The following is a 23,556-nucleotide window of genomic DNA, read 5'->3' as shown; positions in this document are numbered from 1 at the left end:
GCGCGGGGCCGACGGGTGGCGGCCGGTGCCCCGTGCAGCGGCAGGCGGGAGCGGATCCGGTCGGTGAACACCGTGATCGCCCCGTCCTGGTCGAACGCCTCGGTGAGGGTCACCGAGTGCAGGGGGCGCGGGGCTGATTCCAGCAGGAGGCCGGCCGCTTCCGGCATGCCGCCGCGGAACGTCTCGGTGGCCTGGTCGGCGCTGGTGGTGATGAGGGCGCGGGCACCGGCGCGCAGGTGCGCCTGGATGAGCCGCACACCGGCGCGGGTGAAGTCGTGCAGGTCATCGACGAGCAGCACATCCGGCGACGGTGCGCGGCCCGCCTCGATCTCCTGGACCGCGGCGTCCACTAGGCCGGCACCGTCCAGGCGGGGGCCCGCGTCGACAGCGGTGGCGGCCTGCAGGGCGAGGACGTCCCGGTACGCCTCGAACACACCGGCGGTGGTCGACCACACGGGCCGGTGCGCTCGTCGGCCCAGCTCGGCCAGATCCTCGGGGCCCAGGCCACGTTCGGCGGCGCGGGCGATGACATCGCGCACCTCCGTGCGGAAGCCCGGCAGTTCGTGGACCGCGCCCTGCAGGGAGGTGGGCCAGTCGAGCGCTGGATCGCGGAGGACCTCCTCCAGCAGGGCGTCCTGGTCAGCGCCGGTGACGAGGGTCGGGTCACCACGGCCAGTGCGGGCGCTGCGGTCGGCGACCACGGCGAACGCCGCCGCCGTCGGCGTTGCGCAGGCCGGCAGCGGCGGCACCGGCGGGGTGGGACCCGCCGCCACTTGAACCGCCATCAGGGCGGTGCGGATCGCGGCGGAGCGGGCACGAGTGGGAGCGAGCACGAGGATGTCGTCGGTGCCCATGGCGCGGGCCGCAGCGGTGACGATGAGGGAGGTGGCGCCGGACCGGGGTGCGGCGACGACGAGGGCGTCACCGTCGTCCTCGAGGACGGCGAGGGCCTCGCGCTGTCCGTCGCTGAGCGCGTCCGCATCGAGCAGTTCGGCGGGGCGATCGGCCCGCGGGGGAAGCATCCGCACCCTCTCCTCCGATCACTCGGCTCGGGCCCGCCGGTAACTTATCGCCGGGCCATTCGGTAACACGCACCACAGATCGGGCGCACAGGCGTCCTCGCCGCCGAAAACACCCTACGATGAGGGCAGCAGCCGGAGTCACCGGACGCTGCTGCCCCGCCCGCCCGACAGCGGCTCCTGATTCTACGCACCCGGACGGTCCTGGCAGCACAGTGAGAGGGGAGTCCCTTGACCAAACGCATGCCGCGCGCTCAGCGCCGCGCCCAGCTGATCGACATCGCCACGCAGAAGTTCGGCGAGAAGGGCTTCCATCCCACGTCGATGGAGAACATCGCCAGCGCCGCGGGCATCACCAAGCCGGTGCTGTATCAGCACTTCGCGTCCAAGGAGGACATGTACGTCGCGGTGATCGCCAGCATCGGCGAGTACCTGCGCGAGCAGATCGCCTCCTACTCCGATTACGGCGGCACCACCGAGGACCGGGTCCGCGCCGGCGTCACCATGTACTTCAACCTCGTGGCCACGCACCGGCAGACGATGCAGATGTTCTTCGGCAAGGAGTACATCTCCGACGACGTCCACACCGAGATCCGCCGCATCCAGGACGAGGGCGCGCTCGCGATCGCGGAGGTGTTCACCGCCACCCGGGACGTGGAGCGCCGCACAGCCCTCACCCTCGGCCGCATCTTCGCCGGCTCCATCCAGTCCTCCGCGCACCAGCTGGCGGACTCCGGCCCCGATGAGCTGCACCCGGACGCTCTGCAGGCCGCTATCGACGAGACAGTGCAGCTGCTTACCTACGGTGTGATGTCGTTCCAGGGCGCACCCGAGTTCGATGACGAGTGAGCTGTAGACTGGCCACTGGTACGAAAATCGTGCGCACACCTGCGCACGGCCAGCGCCCCTCCCGCCGCCGCCCGGACTGACCGTCCTCGGCGCCGCGGTTGAGCGGGCGCACGATTGTGAATTGAAGGAAGATCCATGGAACTTCGCATCGGTGTGCAGCACAGCCCTCGTGAGATCACAGTGGAGAGCGAGAAGTCCGCTGAGGACCTGACGGCGCTGATCGAGACCGCCGTCGCCGAATCCTCGCTGCTGCGCCTCGAGGACCCGAAGGGCCGCGTCGTGCTGGTTCCCGGGGCGAAGATCGCCTACGTCGACCTGTCGACGGAGGAGCCTCGACGCGTGGGCTTCCTCTCCTGATGAAGAGAGCTTGAACCTGTGACAGCAACCGAGACCTTTGCGGACTTCGGTGTCCGCAACGACATCGTGACCGCCCTGGAAGCCAAGGGCATCACCACCCCCTTCCCCATCCAGGCCATGACCCTGCCGGTCGCCCTCCGCGGCCGCGACATCATCGGCCAGGCCAAGACCGGCACCGGCAAGACCCTCGGCTTCGGCATTCCCGCGCTCGAAGCCGTCGTCGGCCCCGGTGAGGACGGCCCCACCACCGACGGCGCCCCGCAGGCCCTGATCGTTGTCCCCACCCGCGAACTCGCCGTGCAGGTCTCCTCCGACCTCTCGATCGCATCCGCGAACCGCTCCGTGCGCGTCCTCACCGTCTACGGCGGCCGCGCCTACGAACCGCAGGTCGAGGCCCTGAACAAGGGCGTCGAGGTCGTGGTGGGCACCCCCGGTCGCCTCATCGACCTCATGCGCCAGAAGCATCTGGACCTGTCCAAGGTGAAGGTCGCGGTGCTCGACGAGGCCGATGAGATGCTCGACCTCGGCTTCCTCGAGGACGTGGAGAAGATCCTGCGCGCCGTGCCGGAGAAGCGGCAGACCATGCTGTTCTCCGCCACCATGCCGGCCGCGATCATGTCGCTGGCGCGCCGCTTCATGTCCCAGCCCACCCACATCCGCGCCGCGGACCCCGGTGACACCGCCCGCACGAAGGCGGACATCAAGCAGGTCATCTACCAGGCGCACAAGCTGGACAAGAACGAGGTCCTCGCCCGCATCCTCCAGGCGGAGGGCCGCGGCCTGACCATCGTGTTCACCCGCACGAAGCGGGACGCTGACCGCACTGCCGGCGATCTGCAGGACCGCGGCTTCGCCGCCGCTCCCCTGCACGGTGACCTCGGCCAGGGCGCCCGTGAGCAGGCACTGCGGGCATTCCGCAACGGCAAGATCGACGTGCTCGTCGCCACCGATGTCGCCGCGCGCGGCATCGACGTGGAGGACGTCACCCACGTCATCAACTACACCTGCCCCGAGGACGACAAGACCTACCTGCACCGCACCGGCCGCACCGGCCGTGCGGGCAAGCGCGGCACCGCCGTCACGTTCGTGGACTGGGAGGACCTGGCGCGCTGGGGCCTGATCGCCAAGCAGCTCGGCCTGCCGCTGGAGGTCCCGGAGACCTACTCCACCTCCCCGCACCTGTTCACCGACCTCGACATCCCCGAGGGCGCGAAGGGCAAGCTGCCGAAGGAGAAGCGCACCCGCGAGGGCCTGGACGCGGAGGTCCTGGAGGACCTCGGCGGTCCCGACTCCCGCAGCCGTGCCGGCGGTCGCGGAGGCCGCGGTGGACGCACCGGCTCCCGTGGCGGCCGCGATGCCGGTCGTGGTGGCCGGGGCGGCGATTGTGCTGAGCGCACCGAGCAGGCGGGCACCGGCGAGGAGGCGCCTGCGCGCCGTCGTCGCCGACGGAGCCGCACCCGCACCCGTCGCGTCAACGGCGAAGTCGTGGCGCAGAAGCGCACAGGCGGCGAGTCCGCCGGCAGCTGACTCCCCGCGACCGAGCACAGCATTCGGCCGCACCGCGTTCTCGCCCTGGACTGGGCGCGCGGTGCGGCCGTTGTTTCGATGGTGATCGCGCACACCGCCCCGAGCGACGGACCGCACTGAGCCTGTACGCGCTGCAGTTCGTGTTGCTGACGCTGCGGGTGCACCCGTCGGCCCCCGCGTGGCGGCGCGGTCTCTCCCACCGCCCCCTCGAAGCGGTCTTAGCCGGTGCGGCGAGAGCGGGACGCGCAGCGGTCCCGGTCAGGCCTCGGGGATGAGACCCCAGGTGGTGAGGAACGCCTGAGCGCCATCGGCGATCATCTGGACCGAGATCGCGGCGAGCAGAACGCCCGCCACGCGCGTCACGAGGGTGACGCCGCCCTTGCCGAGGATGCGGGAGATGACCCCGCTGAACCGCATGAACAGGAACATCATCGCGGCGATCGTCAGCAGCGCCACCACCAGGCCGATGGTGCGCGGCATCGACCCCTGCGCCTGCTGCGCGAACAGCATGACCGCCACGATCGCGCCGGGGCCGCCCAGCAGCGGAGTGCCCAGCGGCACCAGCGCCACATTCACACCATCGGACGCCGCCATCTCGTCCTCTTTGCCCGTCAGCAGCTGCAGCGAGATGATCAGCAGCAGCAGACCACCGGACACCTGCAGCGCCGACAGTGAGATGTGCATGTAGCCGAGGATGAACTGGCCGAACACCGCGAAGATGACGATGATCAGCATGCCGACGCCGGTCGCGGTCCACGCCGCCTTCGACCGCTGCTTCGCGGTCATCGACCCCGTCAGCGCCATGAAGATCGGGATCGTGCCCGGCGGATCGACGATCACGAAGAGCGTCACGAAGACGCTGGTCAGGAAGGCGACGTCGATGAAGGTCACGGGTGCAGGACTCCGGTGGTGCTCGTGGCGCGTTCGCTGATCGCTGCCAGCGACGCGGCCGGGGTGAGGTTCTCACCCAGGGAATTGGGCTTGCCGGAGCCATGATAATCGCTCCCGCCGGTGCCGATCAGCCCGTGGGAGGACACGATCTCGCGCAGCAGGGCCCGCTCCGCGTCGTCGTGCTCGCGATGGTCGACCTCGAATCCGTCGACCCCCGCGGCGATCAGGGACTCCAGCCGGTCGCCCACCTCCCGCTTCGGGCCCCGCACCCGCGCCCCCGACAGCACGTGCGCCGCGATCGCCACGCCCCCAGCGGCGTGGATGTCGGCGATGGCCTCCTGGGCCGGGTACTCCTCGTTGTCCACGCGGTACTCACTGCGGGTGAGGATGTCGGCGAACGCGGCGGATCGGTCGGGCACGACCCCGCCGGCGACGAGTGCATCCGCGATGTGGGGGCGGCCGAGCGTGCGGGGAGAAACGCCGTCGCGCGTGGAGGCGGCCAGCACGTCCTCCCAGGTCAGGGGGTAGTCCGCGGCGATCAGCTCCACCATCCGCTGCGCGCGCGTCACGCGGGAGGCGCGCAGGCTCGCCAGGCGCTGCGCGAGGGCGGTGCCCTCCGACGGGTCCACCAGCAGCGCCAGCAGGTGCAGAGACCGCTCCTGGTGGCGGCAGGTCACCTCGATGCCGCGCACCAGAGCGATGGCGTGCTCCGCGGCGGCGGAGGCCGCCTCGTCCCAGCCGTCGACGGTGTCGTGATCGGTGATCGCCACCGCGTCCAGGCCGGCTGCCGCGGCGGCCGCGATGAGCTCGGCGGGGGTGTCCGTGCCGTCGGAGACGCAGGAATGGGCGTGCAGATCGATCCGGTCCATACCCCGATTCTGCCTCACTCAGCACCCCATGGGATCATCGAGGGGTGAGTACCAACGAGAAGACCCGTTCTGACGACCTGTCCAAGCGCGGAGACACCCGTTCTCAGCGACCCGCCAACGAGGCGTTCCGCGCATTCATCGCCAAGGGCTGGGATGAGTCCGTCCCGCCCGCTGAGCGCCGCGAGGTCGCCGCGTTCACTCCGGCGCGTCGCGACGCCCTCGTGAAGGCACTGCCGAACACGCGGATCGTCATGCCTGCCGGCAACTTCAAGGTCCGCTCCAACGACACGGACTACCCGTTCCGACCCGACACCGGCTTCGCCTACTACTCCGGTCTCGGCACCGATGAGGAGCCGGACTCGGTGTTCGTCGTGGAGCCGTCGGCCGAGGACCCTGAGCGCGCTGAGGCGACCTACTTCTTCCGGCCCCGCTCCGGCCGCGACACCGACGAGTTCTACGCCGACTCCCGCTACGGCGAACTGTGGGTGGGCCGCCGCCCGACCCTCGAGGAGGTCGAGCAGCAGATCGGTGTGCCGTGCCGCCACATCGACGACCTCCGCGACGCCATCGCCAAGGACGTGGGCGGCTCGCTCAACCTGACCGTGGTGCCGAACGTGGACCAGTCCGTCCAGTCGATGGTCTCCGAGATCCGCTCCCAGAACGGCCTGCCGACCGGCGAGGAGGAAGCGGACCTGCACGCCCACACGCAGCAGACCCTGTCCGAGGCGCGCCTGGTGAAGGACCAGTTCGAGATCGACCAGATGCAGCTCGCCGTGGACCTCACCATCCGCGGCTTCGAGCAGGTCGTGCAGATCCTGCCCGAGGCGAAGAAGCACCACCGCGGTGAGCGCCTGGTGGAGACCACCTTCGCCCGCACCGCCCGCGCCGACGGCAACGGGGTCGGCTACGACACCATCGCCGCCGCCGGCAACCACGCCTGCACCCTCCACTGGATCCGCAACAACGGCCAGGTGAAGGACGGCGACCTCATCCTCGTGGACGCCGGTGTCGAAGTGGACTCCCTGTACACCGCCGACATCACCCGCACCCTGCCGATCTCCGGCACCTTCACCCCCGTGCAGCGCAAGGTCTACGAGACCGTGCTGGAGGCCGCGGACGCCGCCTTCGCCATCGCAAAGCCGGGCCTGAAGTTCCGCGACCTCCACAACGAGGCGATGAAGGTGATCGCAGCCGCGCTCGAGGAATGGGGCCTGCTGCCGGGCACCGCGGAGGAGTCCCTCAGCCCCGAGGGCCAGTTCCACCGCCGCTGGATGGTGCACGGCACCAGCCACCACCTCGGCATGGACGTGCACGACTGCGCGCAGGCGCGCCGCGAGATGTACCTGGATGCCGAGCTCGAAGAGGGCATGGTCTTCACGATCGAGCCGGGCCTGTACTTCATGGACAACGACCTGCTCGTACCGGAGGAGATGCGCGGCATCGGTGTGCGCATCGAGGACGACATCCTCGTCACCGCCGACGGCGCCGTCAACATGTCCGCCGCTCTGGCCCGCACGCCCGACGAGGTGGAGGCCTGGATGGCGGAGCTGCTGTGAGCAGCCCGGCGGCCTCCTCGCGGTTCTATGCGGCGCGCCTCGCCGGCACGGGGGTTTTCGACCCGATCGGTGACCAGGTGGGCCGCATCCGCGATGTCGTCCTGGTGCCGCAGGACCGGCGCCCCGCCCGCGCCGTCGGCTTCGTGGTGGAGATCCCGGGCCGCAGGCGGATCTTCCTCGGCGCCACCCGCGTGATGTCGATCAGCACCGGACAGGTCATCATGCGCGGCGAGCTGAACCCGCGCCGCTTCGAGATGCGCCGCAGCGAGGTGCTCGTCATCGGCGACCTGCTGGACCGCGTGGTCACCCTGACCGACGGGTCCGGCGAGGCGACTGTGCAGGACGTCGCCCTGGAGCAGAAGCGCCCCGGCGAATGGGAGGTGTCGCGCCTGTTCGTGCGGCGCCGCCGCCACGGCGGGGCCCTGTCCAAGCTCGTGGGCCGGGGCGAGACCATGACCGTCGACTGGGACGAGGCCACGGGCCTGCTGGGCTCCGCCGCTGAGCAGTCCGCGCAGCTGCTGCTCGCCTCCTACTCGGACCTGAAGATCCCCGACCTCGCGGACCTCGTCCACGAGATGGATCCGAAGCGTCGGCGGGAGGTCGCCGAGGAGCTCTCCGATGAGCGTCTGGCGAACATGCTGGAGGAGCTGCCGGAGGACACCCGCGTGGAGATCGTGTCCGGGCTGGACACGAAGCGCGTCGCGGACGTGCTGGACGTGATGGACCCCGACGACGCCGCCGACCTCCTGCAGGAGGTCCCCGAGCGGCTCGGCGAAGCCCTCCTGCAGCTGATGGAGCCGGAGGAGGCCGCTGATGTGCGGCGTCTGCTGGAGTACGACGAGTACACCGCCGGCGGCATGATGACCACCGAGCCGATCATGGTGTCGCCCGAGGCGCCGGTTGCGCAGTGCCTGGCGATGATCTCCCGCCAGGAGATCTCCCCCGCCCTCGCCGCCATGGTGTACGTGTGCCGGCAGCCGCTGGAGACCCCGACGGGCCGGTTCCTCGGCGCCGTCCACTTCCAGCACCTGCTGCGGGAGCGCCCGGAGCGGCCCGTCGGTGAGATCCTCGACTCCGACTACCCGGAGCTCTCCGCGGACTCCTCGCTCAGCGAAGTGACCCGCGAAATGGCCGCGTACAACCTCGTGTCCCTGCCGGTGGTGGATGAGCACAACCACCTGCTCGGCGCCGTCACCGTGGATGACGTCCTCGACCATGTCCTCCCGGAGGACTGGCGCGAACAGGACGATGTGGACGCCGCCGTCACCGGCCAGATGGACCTGCGGGAGATCGCAGCCGAAGTCAACCGATCCAACAGCGAAGGGCGGTGAGCCCGATGGCGAAGAAGCGTCAGATCCCGCAGGTGGACGACCCCGTGGTGCAGCGCCGCGCGTTCAGTCTGCACCGCGCCCCGAAGGGCGGGCAGAGCGACGGCGACGCGTTCGGCCGCGCCGCCGAGTGGATCGCCCGCATCATGGGCACCCCCGGGTTCCTCATCGGCATGACGATCTTCTGCGGTGTCTGGCTCGGCTGGAACACGCTGCTGCCCGAGACTCTGCAGTTCGATCCGCGCGCCCTCAACTTCACCCTGCTGACCCTGATGCTGTCGCTGCAGGCGTCCTACGCCGCTCCCCTGCTGCTGCTCGCGCAGAACCGGCAGGACGACCGCGACCGCGTGCAGGCCGAAGCGGACCGCCACAGTGCGGAGAGCGCGCACGCCACCACCGACTTCATCACCCGGGAGATCGCCTCGCTGCGCCTCGCGGTGAACGACGTCGCCACCCGCGACTACGTCCGCGGTGAGCTGCGCGACCTGCTGGAGGAGCTGACCGACGCCCAGCAGGGCGACCCGCGCGTGCCGGCCCCCGCCGCAGCGTCGACGCATCGGGCGCCGGCACCCGTCGGCCCCGACACCGACGCGATCCGCCGCATCGTCCGCGAAGAGCTCCGCAGCGCTCTGAGCGACATGCCCCGACCCGACGCCCCGAAGGAGGACGCACCCCGTGACCGCTGAGCTCGTTCAGCAGATCAGCACAGCCCTGAACTCCGTCATCGACCCGGAGATCGGCCGGCCGATCACCGAACTGGACATGGTGGAGTCGATCACGGTGGACGAGCGCGGCGCGGCGGAGATCCGGGTGCTGATGACCATCGAGGGCTGCCCGATGCGCTCGAACATCGAACGGATGGCCGCCGAAGCGGCCGCGACGGTGCCCGGCCTCACCGAGGTGCGGGTGGAGTCCGGCACGATGAGCGAGGAGCAGCGCAAGCGCCTCGTGGATTCGCTGCGCCAGGGCCGACGGGAGATCCCGTTCAATCGGCCCGATTCCCTCACCCGGGTGCTCGGCATCTCGTCCGGCAAGGGTGGGGTCGGCAAGTCCACCGTCACCGCGAACCTCGCCGCCGCTCTCGCCTCCCTCGGCCATCGGGTGGGGGTGCTGGATGCCGATATCCACGGCTTCTCCATCCCCGGCATGTTCGGCGTCACCGACCAGCCGACGAAGGTGAACGACCTGCTGATGCCCCCGGAGGCGCACGGTGTGAAGGTGATGAGCATCGGCGTGTTCGTGCCGCCGGGGCAGGCCGTGGTGTGGCGCGGCCCCAAGATGCACCGCGCGATCGAGCAGTTCGCCTCCGACGTCTTCTGGGGCGACCTCGACTTCCTGCTGCTGGACCTGCCGCCCGGGACGGGCGATGTGGCGATTTCGGTGGCACAGCTGCTGCCGTCGGCGGAGCTGATGGTGGTGACCACCCCGAACTCGATGGCCTCGGATGTGGCGCTGCGGATCGGGTCGCTCGCCTCCTCTACGCAGCAGTCGGTGATCGGCGTGGTGGAGAACATGAGCTGGATGGACTTGCCGGACGGCACCCGCATGGAGGTGTTCGGTGCCGGCGGCGGTGAGCGCGTCGCCGATGAGCTGTCGTCCGCTCAGGGCCGACGGGTGCCGCTGCTCGGCCAGGTCCCCCTCGAACAGCCCGTGCGGGAGGGCTCCGATGCGGGCACCCCGATCGTGGTGTCCGATCCGACGTCGCCGGCGGCGCAGGAGTTCCTGCGGATCGCATCCGCGGTGGCGAAGCCGCGGGGCCTTGCGGGCAGGAAGCTGAAGCTCACCGTCATGTGATCCCGCGGCCTCGCCGCAGATCGGCGGGGGCCCTCAGGTCGCTTCGGGATCGTACGGGGTGCCCTCGATGACGGGTGCCTCGGCAGCGCCGCGATTCGCGGTGGCGGCACCGGCCCCAGCGGCCGCCCCGGAGGCGTCCACCGCGGTGGAGCCGGACAGGGTGGTGGCGCGCTTCGCGGCGTCACCGACGGAGCGGAAGTCGTCTTCGATGCCGGTGGAGTCCCACGCTTCGCGGACGATGCGGCGCGGGTCGTACTGGCGGGGGTCGTACTTCTTCAGGTCGTCGACCGCGATGCCCATCTCGTCCTCGAGACTGGCCTTCGACTCATCCGCCCAGCGGCGCAGCTTCTTGATGCCCTGCACGGCCTTCTGGGTGTACTCGGGGAGGCGCTGCGGCCCGATGACCAGGAGGAACACCAGGATGAGAACCACCGGCTCCCAGCCGTTCAGCCCGAAGATCTGCACGCTTGTCCCACCATTCGTCGAGAAGAGTCCTCGCCATTATGCCAGGGACATCACCGTGCTCGCTGACCGGACGGGCATGTGCGCGGATCGTGACCCACGGGTGCACTACCCTGGGGACGTATCGATCCCGACAGGAAGGCGGTGCGCTCGTGGCGTCCGGAAAGATCGCATCGTGGGCCTTTGGCGAAGAGTTCATCGACGAGGACGAACTCTTCCCCGTCCCCGGGCTGCTGGCCCGTGCCCGCGAGCGCGGCAACGAGCTGGGGGTCGCTCCCCTGCTGCGGGGCGCCGCCGCCCAGCTGCGCACCTCCGCGGCGATGGTGCGCGCCCAGTCGGTGGTGGAGATCGGCACCGGCAGCGGCGTGGGGTCGCTGTACCTGCTCTCCGGGATGACGGCCGACGGGGTCCTCACCACCATCGACTACGAGCGCGAGAACCAGCGGGCCGCCCGGGCGGCGTTCGACGAGGCGGGGATCCGCACGAACCGGGTGCGGACCATCGCCGGCCAGGCCCTGGATGTGGTGTCGCGGCTGTCGGACCGCGCCTATGACATGGTCGTGTTCTCCGCGGACCACCCGCAGGCCGCGCAGCTGTTCGCGCAGTCGGCGCGGGTGCTGCGCTCCGGTGGGGTCACGGTGGTGACCAATGTGCTGTTCCATGACCGGGTGGCGGACCCGGTGGCGCGAGATGCGACCACGCAGGCGATCCGGTCACTGCTGCGGGCGGTGCATGACGATGACCAGTTCCTGTCCTCGCTCAGCTCCTCCGGCGACGGTGTGCTGACCGCGGTGCGCCGCTGAACGCAACGGATCCCCCTGGCGGCGAGCCCGGTGCGCGGGCTCAGCGGTCAGGGGGATCCGTTCGTGCGTCAGCGCACGGGAAGTCGAAGGTGAGGCTCAGGCCTTGATGACGCCGTTGAGGGCGTCGCGCAGTTCGGTGGCCTCGTCCTGGTTGATCTCCACGACGAGACGGCCGCCGCCTTCGAGCGGCATGCGCATGACGAGGCTGCGCCCTTCTTCCGTGACTTCCATCGGACCGTCGCCGGTGCGGGGTTTCATAGCGGCCATGTGGGCCCCCTTCATGCTCAGAATCTGCGGACTCGTCCATTATCCGTCATCTTCCTGTGCCTGCCTGTCAGGCATCACAGTGTGATCCGAGCCGCTGTGGGGCCCCGTCGGGCCGCCCCGCACCCGCTCCACCATCGCCTGGTGGTGGGGACGGGGACGCTGCATCCCGTCGGGCAGAACACCCAGGGCGAGAGCGGCGAAGAGGACCGCGGCGAGGACGGCGCAGCCGATGAGCACCCACACCATGGCGGCGCTCCTCAGGCCTTCCGCTGGCCGTCGCGGTACTGGGCGCAGTGCTCCTGCAGCGCCGCATCCACCTCATCGACCGTGTCGCACACGTGGATGAGGTCGAGGTCGCCCGGGGAGATCGCGCCGTAGTCGCACACGGGCCCCCGGATCCAGTCGAGCAGACCCGCCCAGTACTCGCTGCCCACAAGGATGAGGGGGAACTTCTGGATCTTGTGGGTCTGGATGAGGCAGAGCGCCTCGAACAGCTCATCGAAGGTGCCGAAGCCGCCGGGCATCACCACGAAGGCGTGGGAGTACTTGATGAAGACCGTTTTGCGGGCGAAGAAGTAACGGAAGTTGACGCCGAGCTCCACGTACTGGTTCATTCCCTGCTCGTAGGGCAGTTCGATGCCGAGGCCTACGCTGACGGCGCCGGAGTCGCGAGCACCCTTGTTGCCGGCTTCCATCACGCCCGGGCCGCCGCCGGTGATGACGGCGAGGCCGCGGTCGCCGATGCGCTTCGCGATCTCGTAGGTCTTCGTGTAGTCCTCATGCTCGGACCGGATGCGGGCGGAGCCGAAGATGGAGACGGCGGGGCCGAGTTCGGCGAGGGCGCCGAAGCCCTCCACGAACTCCGATTGGATGCGCAGCACGCGCCACGGGTCGGAGTGCACCCAGCTGCCGGGTGCGGTCTCTTCGAGGAGGTTCTGGTCGGTGGTGCGGTCGGGTCGCTGGGACCCCCGCAGGACCACCGGGCCCTTACGGTAGTCGCCGTTCTGCTTGGTCTCTGACATGGCCCCCAGCCTAACGGTCCCGCTCAGCGGCCTGTCAGGAACGATTCGAGCGCCCGGTAGCAGGGATCCAGCTGGTCGGTGCGGATGTGCTCGTCGTCGGTGTGGCACTGCAGCGGGTCGCCGGGCGCGAAGTTGATCGCCGGCACCCCCAGCTGGGTGAAGCGGGCGACATCGGTCCACCCCTGCTTCGCCTCCACGACGGGGTCGCCGCCGCTGGTGCGGCGCAGGGCGTCGGTGAAGGAGCGCACCATCGGGTGGGTGAGGCCGGGCAGGGCACCGGCGGCGGCATCATCCACATCGATGTCGAGGTCGAGGCCGGCGAGGACTTCGCGGACGTGCTCTTCGGCCTGCTCCGGGCTGGTGTCGGGGGCGAAGCGGTAGTTGATGGTGAGGTGGGCGGAGTCGGGGATGACGTTGGTGGCGATGCCGCCGCCGATGCCCACGGCGTTGAGCGCTTCTCGGTACTCCAGGCCGTCGATGACGGCGCGGCGGGCCTCGTAGTCGGCGAGGCGCTGCAGGGCGGGCGCGAGGTCGTGGACGGCGTTGTGGCCCACCCAGTCGCGCGCGGAGTGCGCGGCGGTGCCGGTGGCCCGGGCGATGACGCGCAGCGTGCCCTTGCATCCCGCCTCGATGCCGCCGTTGGTGGGTTCGCCGAGGATCGCGAAGTCCGCCTGCAGCCATTCGGGGCGGGTGGCGGCGATGCGGGTGAGGGAGTTGAGCTCGCTGGCGACCTCTTCGTGGTCGTAGCAGATCAGGGTGATGTCGGCCGACGGGTCCTGCAGCAGCACCGCCGCCTGCAGCATCATCGCGAGCCCGGCCTTCATGTCGGCGGCGCCGCGGCCGGCGAGCTCCTCCACGCCGTTGCGCACCCGCAGGGTCGCCGGGAGGTTGCCCGCGACGGGGACGGTGTCCAGGTGTCCGGCGAGCAGCACCCGGGTGGGTCGGCCGAGGCTGGTGCGGGCGCAGAGGGTGTCGCCGTCGCGCTCCACCGTGAGGTGGTCGCAGCGCTGCAGGACGTCCTCGACGGCGTCGGCGAGAGCGGTCTCATTGCCGGAGACGGATTCGATGTCGATCAGTTGACGAGTGAGGGAGGTGAGGTCGCCGTCGACGGTGAGGAATCGGCCCCTCACGCCGCGGGCCGGAGGTGCTGACTCCGGGTCGGCGACGGCAGGGGCGGGCTCGGTGGGGCGCAGGTCGAGCTCTTCGCCGTCGGCCAGCGGCACGCCTTCGGGTTCGGGTCGCAGCGTCGCGAACGCGGACAGCGTCTCCTCGCGTGCGTCGATGTGCCCCTCGGCGACCAGCAGGCGCTCCACCGCCTGCTCCGCGAGACGCAGCAGGGGCGCGCCGGTGCCGGGCGCCGCCGTGATCGCGCTGCCCGGCTGCGCCGCCGTCACGGGCACGCCGAGGAAGAAGCGGTCCGCCACCGCGTCACCGGCAGCGGTGACCGGGAAGAGGCGCTCGGCCACTTCGATGGATCCGGTGGCGGGTGCATCGTCGGGCTGCGGGGTAGCCAGGCGGGCGTTGACCACATCGCCCCGGCGCACCATCGAGCGGATGAGGGGCGAGGTGTAGGCGTCAAGGTCCACGGCCGGCAGGTGCGCCATGAGCAGGCCGTCGCACAGGTGCGCGGACGTGCCGCCGGCGTGGACGAGGAACCGCCCGGAATGGACGTCCTTGCCGATGTACATGCCGGGGCCGGTGAACTCCACCAGGCCCGCATCCACGAGGGCCAGCAGCTGCTGGCCGCGGATCACCGGCGGCCCGGACGTCCACGAGGCGAGGGCATTGCGCAGGAACCCCTGGATGTCCCGGAGGTAGGAGCCGGTGCTGAAGGCGCCGCGCTCGGCGAGCTTGTTGACCTGGTCCTTCACCGCGGTCAGGGCGCGGAACAGGGCGAGCCAGCGCCCGTCGGGCTCCCGCATGGAGCGCACGGTCGCGGCCCGCAGCACCTCCACGGTGCGGGCGTGGGCGTCCTCCGCGGAGACGGCGCGGCGGCCCAGCGGGAACAGTTCTGCTTCGACGTCGTCGAACTCCGGCGGGGTGAAGCCGCGGGAGGCGAGTGCGTCGGTGAGCTCGCGGAAGATCAGCGGCAGGACGTCGTCCTCGTAGTCGATGCCGTGGACGCGGCCGGACAGCTCGTCGATCACCTCGTCGGTGAGGACGGTGGGGCGGTGCCGCTTCGGCAGGTTCGGGCCCGTGTCCGGCTTCGGCCGGTACACCATGCCGGTGCGCGACCCCACCACCAGCACGGGCTCCCGGCCGCCGGGGACGTAGCGCAGGCCGTGGGGGACGGTGTCGTCGGCTTCGAAGCGGCCGCCGGCGGCCTCCACGATCATGCCGAGGGCGTCGTAGAAGTTCAGGCCCATGCCCTGCACCGCGACCTTCTCCCGGCCGAGGAACTGCTTATAGTCCACATCCAGGGGGTTCGCGGGGGCGGCGAACGCGAGGTCGTGCACGGCGGCGTAGTCCTGGAACGCGCGGGCCCGGATCCCGACCTCCGTGGGGAGGTGCCCGAGCGCGAAGATGACGGAGTCCACCGCGATGCCGATGTGGGACGCGGACGGGTCGCGCGGTTCGATCCGCAGCAGCTGCTCGTCCTCGTCACCGCGCTCGATGTCGCGGACACTCCCCTCGTACTCGCGGATCTCGATGGCGGGCAGGGCTGCGGCGTCCGCGAGCGCCTGTTCGCGGACCGCGGTGATGTAGCGGCCGTGCTGGCGGCGCGGCGCGAAGTCGTCGATCTCGAATCCGTCGGCCTCGCAGAACTGCGCGAACGTCTGCGCGGACGCGGGGATGGGGAACCGCGGCGCGGTGGACTCGTCCGGGTACATTGTGGTGTCGCAGGTGCGGGTGTTCATCAGCAGCGTCTCGGTCTGGTCGCTGCGCCATACCGACCCGCCCGAGTGGACGTACGGGTCGATCAGGTGGACCGTGAGGCTGCCCCGGAATCCGGGCTCCTGCACCGCAGCGACCAGGCGCTCCAGCGCCACCACTCCGCGCGGTCCCGCACCGATGATCGCGATGCTCGTGTGCGTCCCCTCCGGGGCGCGGGGGTCGGCTGCGGGCGAAGCGGTGAGGGGTGCGGAAGTCATACGAATCATCATAGGAAACCGCGATTACACTCAACGCATGACTTCGCGAAACAGCACCCCCAGCACCGCGACCACCGCCCACGGCATCGGACTGGCCACGATGCGCAGCGGCACCGTCCTCGACGCCTGGTTCCCCTCCCCCGTCCTCGGCGAGAGCACCCCCGCTGAGCAGGCCGACGAGATCCGTACGAGCCTTCGGGCCGCCGCCCGCACCGACGAGGCCCGCGGCACCAGCCAGGAGGTCGTGGAGCTGACCATCGACACCGGCGCCGCCCCCGCCTCCACGGCCGACGCCTATCTGCGCCTGCACCTGCTCTCGCACCGCCTGGTGCAGCCCACCACCATCAACCTCGACGGCATCTTCCCTCTGCTGCCGAACAACGTCTGGACCGACCAGGGTCCCTGCGCCGTCGACGGCTTCGAACTGACCCGCGCCCGGCTGCGCGCTGACGGCCGCCCACCGGTCGTGTTCGGCATCGACAAGTTCCCCCGCATGGTCGACTACGTGGTCCCCACGGGTGTCCGCATCGCCGACGCCGACCGGGTCCGCCTCGGCGCCCACCTCGCCGACGGCACCACCGTCATGCACGAGGGCTTCGTCAACTTCAACGCCGGCACCCTCGGCACCGCCATGATCGAGGGCCGCATCTCGCAGGGCGTGGTGATCGGCAACGACTCCGACCTCGGCGGCGGCTCCTCCACCATGGGCACCCTGTCCGGCGGCGGCAGCCAGCGCGTCGCCGTTGGTGAGCGCTGCCTGATCGGTGCGGAGGCCGGCATCGGCATCGCCCTCGGCGACGACTGCACCGTGGAGGCGGGCCTGTACATCACGGCCGGCACGAAGGTGACCCTGAAGGGGGACGACGGGGCGGGCGACACCGTGGTCAAGGCCCGGGACCTGTCCGGCCGCAGCGGTCTGCTGTTCCGCCGCAACTCCGTCACCGGCGCCGTCGAAGCGGTCGCGGATCAGCGGAAGGCGCTGCAGCTCAACGCTGACCTCCACGCGAACTGACCGCGTGACCGGTCGCTGACAGGTCGAGGGTCTCCGGGGCGCTCAGCCACGGGATGAGGGCGAGGCCGCACAGGCCGCCGGTGAGGGCGAACGCCCAGCCCCAACCGGCGGCATCGGCGACCAGGCCGATCAGCACCGGCCCCACGACGGCACCGAGGTCCTGCGCCATCTGGAAGACGGCGAGGACCCGGCTGCCGGACCTGTCCGAGCCGACGACGTCCGCCACTGCGGCCTGCTGACCGGGATTCACCAGCCCCGCCCCCATGCCGGAGACCAGGCAGCAGGCGAGCAGGAACCAGATCCCCAGCTGTTCGGTGAGGGCGAGCGCCGCCATCCCCACGCCCATCACCGCCAGGCCCGTGATGACGACGGGCCTGCGGCCGTGTCGGTCCACCACCCGGCCAGCGCCCTGCAGCGCCGCCGCGGTGCCGACTGCGGAGACGGCGAGGGCCGCGCCCGCGGCCCAGGCGTCCCCGCGCAGTGAGAACGCCAGCTGCGGCACCACCGCCACCCGCACGCCGAAGTTCGTCCACCCGTTGGCGAGGCCGGAGATCAGTGCGGCGCGGTAGGTGGGGTGCGCGACCGCTTCCTTCGGGGTCATCACCGCCCGGGCGGGCTGACCGGGCTTCGGCCGCAGCGCCTCCGGGCGGATGCCGACGGCCACCACGGCCACGGCGGCGGCGAGCGCGGCGGCGTACACCACGAACGGGGTGCGCAGACCGTAGGAGGCGAGCATGCCGCCGAGGACCGGGCCCACCATGCCGCCGATGAGGAACGCGGATCCGTACGCTGAGCTGACCCGGCCGCGCATTCTCGGTGGGGCGAGCCGCACCAGCAGCGACATCGCGGACACGGTGAACATGGTGGAGCCGATGCCGCCGAGGCCGCGGAACACCAGCAGCTGCAGGTAGCTCTGCGCGAACGCGGTGGCGAGTGAGGACAGCGCCACCACGATCAGGCCCGTGAGGTAGATCCGTCTCTCCCCGAGCCGGGCGGCGAGGGCGCCGCCGGCGGGTGCGAACAGCAGCCGGAACGCCGCGAAGGCGGACACGATGACGGAGGCGCCGGCGACGCCGACGTCGAAGGTGCGGGCGTAGGCCGGAAGCACGGGCGAGACGAGCCCGAAGCCGATGGCGATGACGAAGGCCGCACCGACGAGGACGAGGATCTCCTGGGGGAGCCTTTCGCGGCGCGGCCCGTCACCGGCGCCCCGCCCCGCGGGGCGGACGCTGTGGGTGGGTGTCACTCGGACGGGTTCGCGGCCTCGTGCTTCTTCAGCTCTTCGTGCAGCTCCGCCAGGCGCAGCTCCGAGGTGCCGGTCCGCTCCGACAGCTGGCGGTAGTCGCGCTTGGTCTCACCGGTGTAGATCTGGCGGGGACGGCCGATCTTCGTCTCCGGGTCGGCGACCATTTCGCGCCACTGGGCGATCCAGCCGGGCAGGCGGCCCAGCGCGAACAGCACGGTGAACATCTCGGTGGGGAAGCCGATGGCGCGGTAGATGATGCCGGTGTAGAAGTCGACGTTCGGGTAGAGCTTGCGCTCCACGAAGTAGTCGTCGTTGAGGGCGATCTCCTCGAGCTTCATCGCCAGGTCGAGGCGCTCGTCGTCCACGCCGAGCCGCTCGAGGACCTCGTCGGCGAGGCCCTTCACGATGCGGGCGCGCGGGTCGTAGTTCTTGTAGACCCGGTGCCCGAAGCCCATGAGGCGGATGCCGTCCTCCTTGTTCTTCACCTTCTCCATGAAGGCGCGCGGAGAGATGTCGTTCTCGCGCATCTCATCGAGCATCTTCATCACGGCGGCGTTCGCGCCGCCGTGGGCGGGGCCGGACAGTGCGCCCACACCGGCGGAGATGGAGGTGAAGAGGTTCGCCTGGGCGGAGCCGACGAGCCGCACAGCGGACGTGGAGCAGTTCTGCTCGTGGTCGGCGTGCAGGATCAGCAGCTGCTCCATGGCGCGTTCGATCAGCGGGTCGGCGAGGTAGTCCTCCACTGGGAACGCGAACATCAGGCGCAGGAAGTTCTGGATCAGGCTGCGGTTGTTGTCCGGGTACATCAGCGGCTGGCCGTGCGCCACGCGGTGCGCATAGGCGGCCATGGTCGGCATCTTCGCGATGAGACGGGCGGTGGAGATGCGGACCGCTTCGGTGTCGAACGGGTCGAGGGAGTCCTGGTAGAACGTGGACAGGGCGGACACACCGGCCTGCAGCACCGCCATCGGGTGGGCGTCGCGCGGGAACGCCTCGAACACGCGCTTGAAAGACTCATCGAGCAGGGTGCGCTCCTGGATGGAGACCTCGAAGTTCTCCAGCTGGCTCTTGGTGGGCAGGTCGCCGGTGATGAGCAGGTAGGCGGTCTCCAGGTAGGTGGAGTGCTCGGCGAGCTGCTCGATGGGGATGCCGCGGTAGCGCAGGATGCCCTCATCGCCGTCGATGAACGTGATCGCGGACTTCGTGTTCGCGGTGTTCATGAAACCCGGGTCATAGGTGACGGCACCGGTCTCGGTGCGCAGCGGGCCGATGCCGATCCCGGGGTTGCCCTCCACCGCCTCGACGACCGGCAGCTCCATCGAGCCCCCGTTGTACTGAAGCTGTGCCGAGGTCGTCTCTGCCATTTCCGTATCTCCCCTATGTGAACGTGATCGGCCCCGCACCGGATGGCGCTCTACGGTCGCAGCTGTGACGTGCTGAGTCGGTCAGCCGCGGCACGGATCCGCTCGTCCGATTCGGTGAGGGCAATGCGAACGAAGCTGTTGCCTGCCTCACCATAGAATCTACCGGGCGCACACAGAATCCCCAAGTCCGCGAGGCGCTCCACGGCGTCGTCACCGCTCATCCCGAAGGACGTCCACAGGTACAGGCCGGCCTGGGAGCCGCTCACCTCACCGCCGGCCGCTTCGATGGCGGGCTTGAGCACTTCGCGGCGTGCGCGGTAGACCGCGTGCTGCCGGCCGACGGAGTCCAGGTCAGCCAGGGCGGTCACCATCGCATCCTGGATCGGACCGGGCATCATCATGCCGGCCTGCTTGCGGATCGCGGTGATCTCCGCGATCAGTGCCGGGTCACCGGCGATGAACGCGGCGCGGTACCCGGCGAGGTTCGACTGCTTCGACAGCGAATAGGTGCACAGCACACCGGTCAGGTCGCCGCCGTTGACGCGGGGATCCAGCACGCTGGGCACCTCGTCCACCGTCCACGGCAGCAGGGCGTAGCACTCATCGCTGGCGATGATGATGCCGCGCTCGCGCGCCCACTCAACGAGGGAGCGCAGCTGCTGGACGTCGAGGACCTCACCGGTCGGGTTGGACGGAGAGTTCAGCCACAGCAGAGCGATCGAGGAGATCTGCTGCTCGGTCAGCGGCGCGGATCCGTCGGCCCCGGAACGGGCTTCGCCGGTGGCGGCGAGGTGCGCGATGTCCACCGGCAGCGGCTGCGCGCCGACGAAGCGCGCCCCCATGTCATAGGTCGGGTAGGCGATGTGCGGGAATGCCACGGCGTGCTCGGCGCCGAGGCCGAGCTGGAACGGCAGGTGCGCCACCAGCTCCTTGGAGCCGATGGTGGGCAGGACTCCGTCGGCCCCGAGGCCCGCTGGCGCGCCGCGGTGCTCGCGGGCGAACGCGACTAGGGTGTCCTGCAGCGCGGGAGTGCCGATGGTCTGCGGGTAGCCGTGGGAGTCCGCAGCGGCGGCGAGCGCCTCCTGGATGCCCGACGGGGTCGCATCCACGGGGGTGCCGACCGACAGATTGACGATGCCGTCGCTGTGGGCGGCGGCCCGGGCCTTCGCCGCCTCCAGGGAGTCCCACGGGAAGTCCGGCAGGCGGCTGGCGAGAGGGCGGCGCACAGTCATGGGCGGATCAGCCCTCGGTGCTCTGCGGCGGCAGGGCCTCGATCAGCGGGTGATCGGCATCGATCACGCCCATCTTCGCGGCACCGCCGGGGGCGCCGATCTCGTCGAAGAACTCGACGTTGGCGTCGTAGTAGGCGGCCCACTCGTCGGGGACGTCGTCCTCGTAGTAGATGGCCTCGACCGGGCAGACCGGTTCGCAGGCACCGCAGTCCACGCACTCGTCGGGCTGGATGTACAGCATCCGGTTGCCCTCGTAGATGCAGTCGACGGGGCATTCGTCAACGCAGGCGCGGTCCTTGAGGTCCACACACGGCTGGGCGATGACGTAGGTCATGGTTGATCCTCTCGAAACAGCGGCGGTCGAGGTCCCGCAGCCAGCGGGGCCCTCGGACCATTGTCCCACCGAAACGGTCCTTTTCCAGCGCCGGAGGCGCCGCGTCGGTGTGATGTGCGACCGTCAGTCGGCGGTCGTGGGCCGGGCGGAATGCTCGTGGGCGCGGCGCAGCGCCGCGATCTGCACGGCCCACAGGCCCGCAGCGGCGATCAGCGGGATCAGCACGCCGATCAGCTGGATCAGCCACCCGGAGTACTGCGCCTCGCCGTTGACCTCAGCGGGCATGAGGATGCCGCCGCCGGGGCTCGGCCCGGAGAACATGAGCGCCAGCAGCGCGAACACCGCCGCCAGGATGATCAGCGGGAGCTTGGCATCGAACCAGGCGACCACCAGAACGCATGCGACGACCTGGAACAGGGCGCCGAACGCGAGTCCCCAGGGCACCGTGACGCCGCCGATCTCGGCGCTGACGCGGTGCATCCCGATCAGCACGAAGGCGGAGAGCACGCCGAGCACGGCCCCGGTGGCGAACTGGGCGATGCGCTCCAGTGGTCGACGGGGCGCGCTCGGCGGCTGCGCGGTCACGAGTTCTTGGCGCGCGAGCGGGCGCGGGCGCGCTCGGTCGGATCCAGGTTCACCTTGCGGATGCGGACGATCTCCGGGGTGACCTCCACGCACTCGTCCTCGCTGGCGAATTCGAGGGACTCCTCCAGGGTCAGCTTGCGCGGCGGCACCAGGTTCTCGAAGCTGTCCGACGATGCGGCGCGCATGTTCGTCAGCTTCTTCTCCTTCGTGATGTTGACGTCCATGTCCTCGTTGCGGGAGTTCTCCCCCACGACCTGCCCCATGTACACCTCGGAGGTGGGCTCCACGAAGAACGAGCCGCGCTCCTGCAGGTTGATCATGGCGTACGGGGTGACCGTGCCGGCACGGTCCGCGACCAGGGAGCCGGTGGAGCGGAACTCGATGGGGCCCATCCACGGAGCGAAGCCGTCGCTGATGGAGGCGGCGATGCCGGTGCCGCGGGTCTCGGTGAGGAACCGGGTGCGGAAGCCGATGAGACCGCGGGCGGGCACCACGAACTCCATGCGGACCCAACCGGAGCCGTGGTTGTTCATCGTCTCCATGCGGCCCTTGCGGCTGGCGAGCAGCTGCGTGATGGTGCCGAGGTACTCCTCGGGCGCGTCGATGGTGAGGCGCTCCACCGGTTCGCAGGTGACTCCGTCGATCTCGCGGGTCAGCACCTGCGGCTTGCCGACGGTCAGCTCGAAGCCCTCACGGCGCATCTGCTCCACCAGGATCGCCAGCGCCAGCTCGCCGCGGCCCTGCACTTCCCAGGCGTCGGGGCGCTCGGTCGGCAGCACCCGCAGGGACACGTTGCCGATCAGCTCCTGGTCCAGGCGATCCTTCACCTGGCGGGCGGTCAGCTTGTGACCCTTCGCGTTCTTCCCGGCCAGCGGGGAGGTGTTGATGCCGATGGTCATGGAGATCGACGGGTCGTCCACCTCGATCATCGGCAGCGGCTTCGGGTCGTTGATGTCGGTGAGGGTCTCACCGATCATGATCTCCGGGATGCCGGCGACGGCGACGATGTCCCCGGGACGGGCGGGGCGGGTCATCGGCTCGCGCTTGAGGCCCTTGGTCTCCAGCAGTTCGGTGATCTTCACGGTCTTCATCTCGCCGTGCTGGGTGGCCCAGGCGACCTGCTGGCCCTTGGTGAGCTCACCGTTGAAGATGCGCAGCAGCGCGAGACGGCCGAGGAAGGGGGAGGCGTCCAGGTTCGTGACGTGCGCCTGCAGCGGCATGTCGGTGTCGTAGGACGGCGCCGGGATCGTCTCGATGATGGTCTTGAACAGCGGCTCCACCGTCTCCTCATCCGGCAGTTCGCCGTCGGCGGGCTGGTTGAGGGAGGCGCGGCCGGACTTGCCGGAGGCGTACACGACGGGCACGTCGAGGACGGCGTCGAGGTCGAGGTCGGGGACCTCATCGGCGAGGTCGGAAGCGAGGCCGAGCAGGAGGTCGGTCGCTTCGCCCACGACGTGGTCGATGCGGGCGTCGGGCCGGTCCACCTTGTTGACCACGAGGATCACCGGCAGCTTCGCGGCGAGCGCCTTGCGCAGCACGAAGCGGGTCTGCGGCAGCGGGCCCTCGGAGGAGTCCACCAGCAGCACCACGCCGTCCACCATGGACAGGGCACGCTCCACCTCGCCGCCGAAGTCGGCGTGCCCCGGAGTGTCGATCACGTTGATGGTGATCCCGTCGGGCTCGCCGACGGCGGCCGCGGTGGGGCCGGTGTACCGGATCGCGGTGTTCTTCGCGAGGATGGTGATGCCCTTCTCGCGCTCGAGGTCTCCGGAGTCCATCGCACGCTCGTCGTGCTTCTCGTGGTCGCCGAACGCACCGCCCTGGGTGAGCATGGCGTCCACCATGGTGGTCTTGCCGTGGTCGACATGGGCGACGATCGCGACGTTGCGGAGATCAGTGCGCAGAGTCTGAGTCATGAAGGGCCTAACTGTGGCGTGTGCGAGGACG

General features: G+C 70.2%; 22 protein-coding genes and 1 pseudogene. 9 read left to right on the top strand and 14 right to left on the bottom strand.

Annotated elements, in window-relative coordinates; all coding sequences use genetic code 11:
* Positions 1-1,022: pseudogene (locus MHY20_RS08010) on the bottom strand (DNA helicase); the annotation flags it as partial.
* 228 nt (positions 1,023-1,250) lie between these two features.
* Between MHY20_RS08010 and MHY20_RS08005 the strand changes: the two are divergent.
* The 3 genes from MHY20_RS08005 to MHY20_RS07995 all read left to right on the top strand — a co-directional run bounded on the left by MHY20_RS08005 (position 1,251) and on the right by MHY20_RS07995 (position 3,752).
* Positions 1,251-1,868 (top strand): TetR/AcrR family transcriptional regulator, encoded by a 618-nt coding sequence (locus MHY20_RS08005; RefSeq protein WP_239376092.1) that lies wholly within the window; start codon positions 1,251-1,253, stop codon positions 1,866-1,868.
* A gap of 135 nt (positions 1,869-2,003) precedes the next feature.
* The gene (locus MHY20_RS08000) at positions 2,004-2,225 is read left to right on the top strand and encodes a DUF3107 domain-containing protein (protein ID WP_183375066.1); all 222 of its coding nucleotides are present in this window, start codon (positions 2,004-2,006) and stop codon (positions 2,223-2,225) included.
* A gap of 18 nt (positions 2,226-2,243) precedes the next feature.
* Positions 2,244-3,752: a DEAD/DEAH box helicase gene (locus MHY20_RS07995; protein WP_239376091.1), complete on the top strand. Its 1,509-nt coding sequence runs from the start codon at positions 2,244-2,246 to the stop codon at positions 3,750-3,752.
* 258 nt (positions 3,753-4,010) lie between these two features.
* Here the strand turns inward: MHY20_RS07995 and MHY20_RS07990 are convergent, their stop codons facing one another.
* Together MHY20_RS07990 and MHY20_RS07985 are read right to left on the bottom strand one after the other, a co-directional pair.
* On the bottom strand, positions 4,011-4,643 hold the full coding sequence (locus tag MHY20_RS07990) for a MarC family protein (protein WP_183375070.1): 633 nt from the start codon (positions 4,641-4,643) through the stop codon (positions 4,011-4,013).
* Positions 4,640-5,512 (bottom strand): PHP domain-containing protein, encoded by an 873-nt coding sequence (locus tag MHY20_RS07985; RefSeq protein ID WP_239376090.1) that lies wholly within the window; start codon positions 5,510-5,512, stop codon positions 4,640-4,642. The genes MHY20_RS07990 and MHY20_RS07985 overlap by 4 nt, the downstream gene beginning before the upstream one ends.
* Positions 5,513-5,556: 44 nt before the next feature.
* Between MHY20_RS07985 and MHY20_RS07980 the strand changes: the two genes are divergently transcribed.
* Genes MHY20_RS07980 through MHY20_RS07965 form a run of 4 tightly spaced genes read left to right on the top strand, consistent with a single transcriptional unit; the run spans position 5,557 to position 10,190 of the window.
* Positions 5,557-7,068, top strand: a complete 1,512-nt coding sequence (locus MHY20_RS07980; protein WP_239376089.1) for an aminopeptidase P family protein — start codon at positions 5,557-5,559, stop codon at positions 7,066-7,068.
* Positions 7,065-8,399 (top strand): CBS domain-containing protein, encoded by a 1,335-nt coding sequence (locus MHY20_RS07975; protein ID WP_183375076.1) that lies wholly within the window; start codon positions 7,065-7,067, stop codon positions 8,397-8,399. The genes MHY20_RS07980 and MHY20_RS07975 overlap by 4 nt, the downstream gene beginning before the upstream one ends.
* 5 nt (positions 8,400-8,404) lie before the next feature.
* Positions 8,405-9,082: a DUF1003 domain-containing protein gene (locus MHY20_RS07970; protein ID WP_239376087.1), complete on the top strand. Its 678-nt coding sequence runs from the start codon at positions 8,405-8,407 to the stop codon at positions 9,080-9,082.
* Positions 9,072-10,190 carry an Mrp/NBP35 family ATP-binding protein gene (locus MHY20_RS07965; protein WP_239376085.1) on the top strand — a complete coding sequence of 373 codons (1,119 nt, stop codon included), beginning with the start codon at positions 9,072-9,074 and terminating at the stop codon, positions 10,188-10,190. The genes MHY20_RS07970 and MHY20_RS07965 overlap by 11 nt, the downstream gene beginning before the upstream one ends.
* 33 nt (positions 10,191-10,223) lie before the next feature.
* Here the strand turns inward: MHY20_RS07965 and MHY20_RS07960 are convergent, their stop codons facing one another.
* Positions 10,224-10,655, bottom strand: coding sequence for a translocase (locus tag MHY20_RS07960; RefSeq protein ID WP_239376083.1), 432 nt, complete (start codon positions 10,653-10,655; stop codon positions 10,224-10,226).
* A 149-nt stretch (positions 10,656-10,804) separates the two neighbouring features.
* On the opposite strand from MHY20_RS07960, the gene MHY20_RS07955 reads away from it, so the two are divergent.
* The gene (locus MHY20_RS07955) at positions 10,805-11,455 is read left to right on the top strand and encodes a class I SAM-dependent methyltransferase (RefSeq protein ID WP_183375081.1); all 651 of its coding nucleotides are present in this window, start codon (positions 10,805-10,807) and stop codon (positions 11,453-11,455) included.
* A 96-nt stretch (positions 11,456-11,551) separates the two neighbouring features.
* On the opposite strand, the gene MHY20_RS07950 is transcribed toward MHY20_RS07955, so the two are convergent.
* From MHY20_RS07950 to dapE, 4 genes are read right to left on the bottom strand one after another with little or no spacing between them, the layout of a single operon-like run.
* A complete protein-coding gene (locus MHY20_RS07950; RefSeq protein ID WP_183375082.1) occupies positions 11,552-11,722 on the bottom strand; it encodes a DUF3117 domain-containing protein in 171 nt (56 codons plus the stop codon).
* Between the two features lie 39 nt (positions 11,723-11,761).
* Positions 11,762-11,968 carry a hypothetical protein gene (locus MHY20_RS07945; RefSeq protein ID WP_183375083.1) on the bottom strand — a complete coding sequence of 69 codons (207 nt, stop codon included), beginning with the start codon at positions 11,966-11,968 and terminating at the stop codon, positions 11,762-11,764.
* A gap of 11 nt (positions 11,969-11,979) precedes the next feature.
* The gene (locus MHY20_RS07940; RefSeq protein ID WP_239376081.1) at positions 11,980-12,744 is read right to left on the bottom strand and encodes a TIGR00730 family Rossman fold protein; all 765 of its coding nucleotides are present in this window, start codon (positions 12,742-12,744) and stop codon (positions 11,980-11,982) included.
* 23 nt (positions 12,745-12,767) lie between these two features.
* A complete protein-coding gene (dapE, locus tag MHY20_RS11775) occupies positions 12,768-15,836 on the bottom strand; it encodes a succinyl-diaminopimelate desuccinylase (RefSeq protein ID WP_311199384.1) in 3,069 nt (1,022 codons plus the stop codon).
* 37 nt (positions 15,837-15,873) lie between these two features.
* Between dapE and dapD the strand changes: the two genes are divergently transcribed.
* Positions 15,874-16,848: a 2,3,4,5-tetrahydropyridine-2,6-dicarboxylate N-succinyltransferase gene (gene dapD, locus MHY20_RS07925; protein WP_239376079.1), complete on the top strand. Its 975-nt coding sequence runs from the start codon at positions 15,874-15,876 to the stop codon at positions 16,846-16,848.
* Here dapD and MHY20_RS07920 read toward each other — a convergent pair.
* The 6 genes from MHY20_RS07920 to typA form a co-directional block, all read right to left on the bottom strand.
* Positions 16,823-18,094 carry an MFS transporter gene (locus MHY20_RS07920; RefSeq protein WP_239376077.1) on the bottom strand — a complete coding sequence of 424 codons (1,272 nt, stop codon included), beginning with the start codon at positions 18,092-18,094 and terminating at the stop codon, positions 16,823-16,825. The two genes, dapD and MHY20_RS07920, sit on opposite strands and share 26 nt — an antisense overlap.
* A complete protein-coding gene (locus tag MHY20_RS07915) occupies positions 18,091-19,458 on the bottom strand; it encodes a citrate synthase (protein WP_183375089.1) in 1,368 nt (455 codons plus the stop codon). The genes MHY20_RS07920 and MHY20_RS07915 overlap by 4 nt, the downstream gene beginning before the upstream one ends.
* 50 nt (positions 19,459-19,508) lie before the next feature.
* Positions 19,509-20,690, bottom strand: a complete 1,182-nt coding sequence (gene dapC, locus MHY20_RS07910; protein WP_239376075.1) for a succinyldiaminopimelate transaminase — start codon at positions 20,688-20,690, stop codon at positions 19,509-19,511.
* Between the two features lie 7 nt (positions 20,691-20,697).
* A complete protein-coding gene (gene fdxA, locus MHY20_RS07905) occupies positions 20,698-21,024 on the bottom strand; it encodes a ferredoxin (RefSeq protein ID WP_183375093.1) in 327 nt (108 codons plus the stop codon).
* 123 nt (positions 21,025-21,147) lie between these two features.
* Complete coding sequence (locus MHY20_RS07900) at positions 21,148-21,609, bottom strand: hypothetical protein (RefSeq protein WP_183375095.1); 462 nt, start codon at positions 21,607-21,609, stop codon at positions 21,148-21,150.
* Positions 21,606-23,525 carry a translational GTPase TypA gene (typA, locus tag MHY20_RS07895; RefSeq protein WP_183375097.1) on the bottom strand — a complete coding sequence of 640 codons (1,920 nt, stop codon included), beginning with the start codon at positions 23,523-23,525 and terminating at the stop codon, positions 21,606-21,608. Before typA ends, MHY20_RS07900 begins: the two co-directional genes overlap by 4 nt.
* Positions 23,526-23,556: the final 31 nt, after the last annotated feature.

Source organism: Helcobacillus sp. ACRRO (assembly GCF_022347125.1).
GTDB classification, from domain to species: Bacteria; Actinomycetota; Actinomycetes; order Actinomycetales; family Dermabacteraceae; genus Helcobacillus; species Helcobacillus massiliensis.
Note: the sequence above shows the minus strand (reverse complement) of the source record. Positions and strands in the feature narration are given on the sequence as shown.

Excerpts from the sequence above, each read along its gene's own strand:
- fdxA (WP_183375093.1), bottom strand. The coding sequence starts at position 21,024 with ATGACCTACGTCATCGCCCAGCCGTGTGTGGACCTCAAGGACCGCGCC.
- MHY20_RS07950 (WP_183375082.1), bottom strand. The coding sequence starts at position 11,722 with ATGGCCGCTATGAAACCCCGCACCGGCGACGGTCCGATGGAAGTCACG.
- MHY20_RS08000 (WP_183375066.1), top strand. The coding sequence starts at position 2,004 with ATGGAACTTCGCATCGGTGTGCAGCACAGCCCTCGTGAGATCACAGTG.
- MHY20_RS07985 (WP_239376090.1), bottom strand. The coding sequence starts at position 5,512 with ATGGACCGGATCGATCTGCACGCCCATTCCTGCGTCTCCGACGGCACG.
- MHY20_RS07915 (WP_183375089.1), bottom strand. The coding sequence starts at position 19,458 with ATGGCAGAGACGACCTCGGCACAGCTTCAGTACAACGGGGGCTCGATG.
- dapD (WP_239376079.1), top strand. The coding sequence starts at position 15,874 with ATGACTTCGCGAAACAGCACCCCCAGCACCGCGACCACCGCCCACGGC.
- dapC (WP_239376075.1), bottom strand. The coding sequence starts at position 20,690 with ATGACTGTGCGCCGCCCTCTCGCCAGCCGCCTGCCGGACTTCCCGTGG.
- dapE (WP_311199384.1), bottom strand. The coding sequence starts at position 15,836 with ATGACTTCCGCACCCCTCACCGCTTCGCCCGCAGCCGACCCCCGCGCC.
- typA (WP_183375097.1), bottom strand. The coding sequence starts at position 23,525 with ATGACTCAGACTCTGCGCACTGATCTCCGCAACGTCGCGATCGTCGCC.
- MHY20_RS07945 (WP_183375083.1), bottom strand. The coding sequence starts at position 11,968 with ATGGTGTGGGTGCTCATCGGCTGCGCCGTCCTCGCCGCGGTCCTCTTC.
- MHY20_RS07970 (WP_239376087.1), top strand. The coding sequence starts at position 8,405 with ATGGCGAAGAAGCGTCAGATCCCGCAGGTGGACGACCCCGTGGTGCAG.
- MHY20_RS07940 (WP_239376081.1), bottom strand. The coding sequence starts at position 12,744 with ATGTCAGAGACCAAGCAGAACGGCGACTACCGTAAGGGCCCGGTGGTC.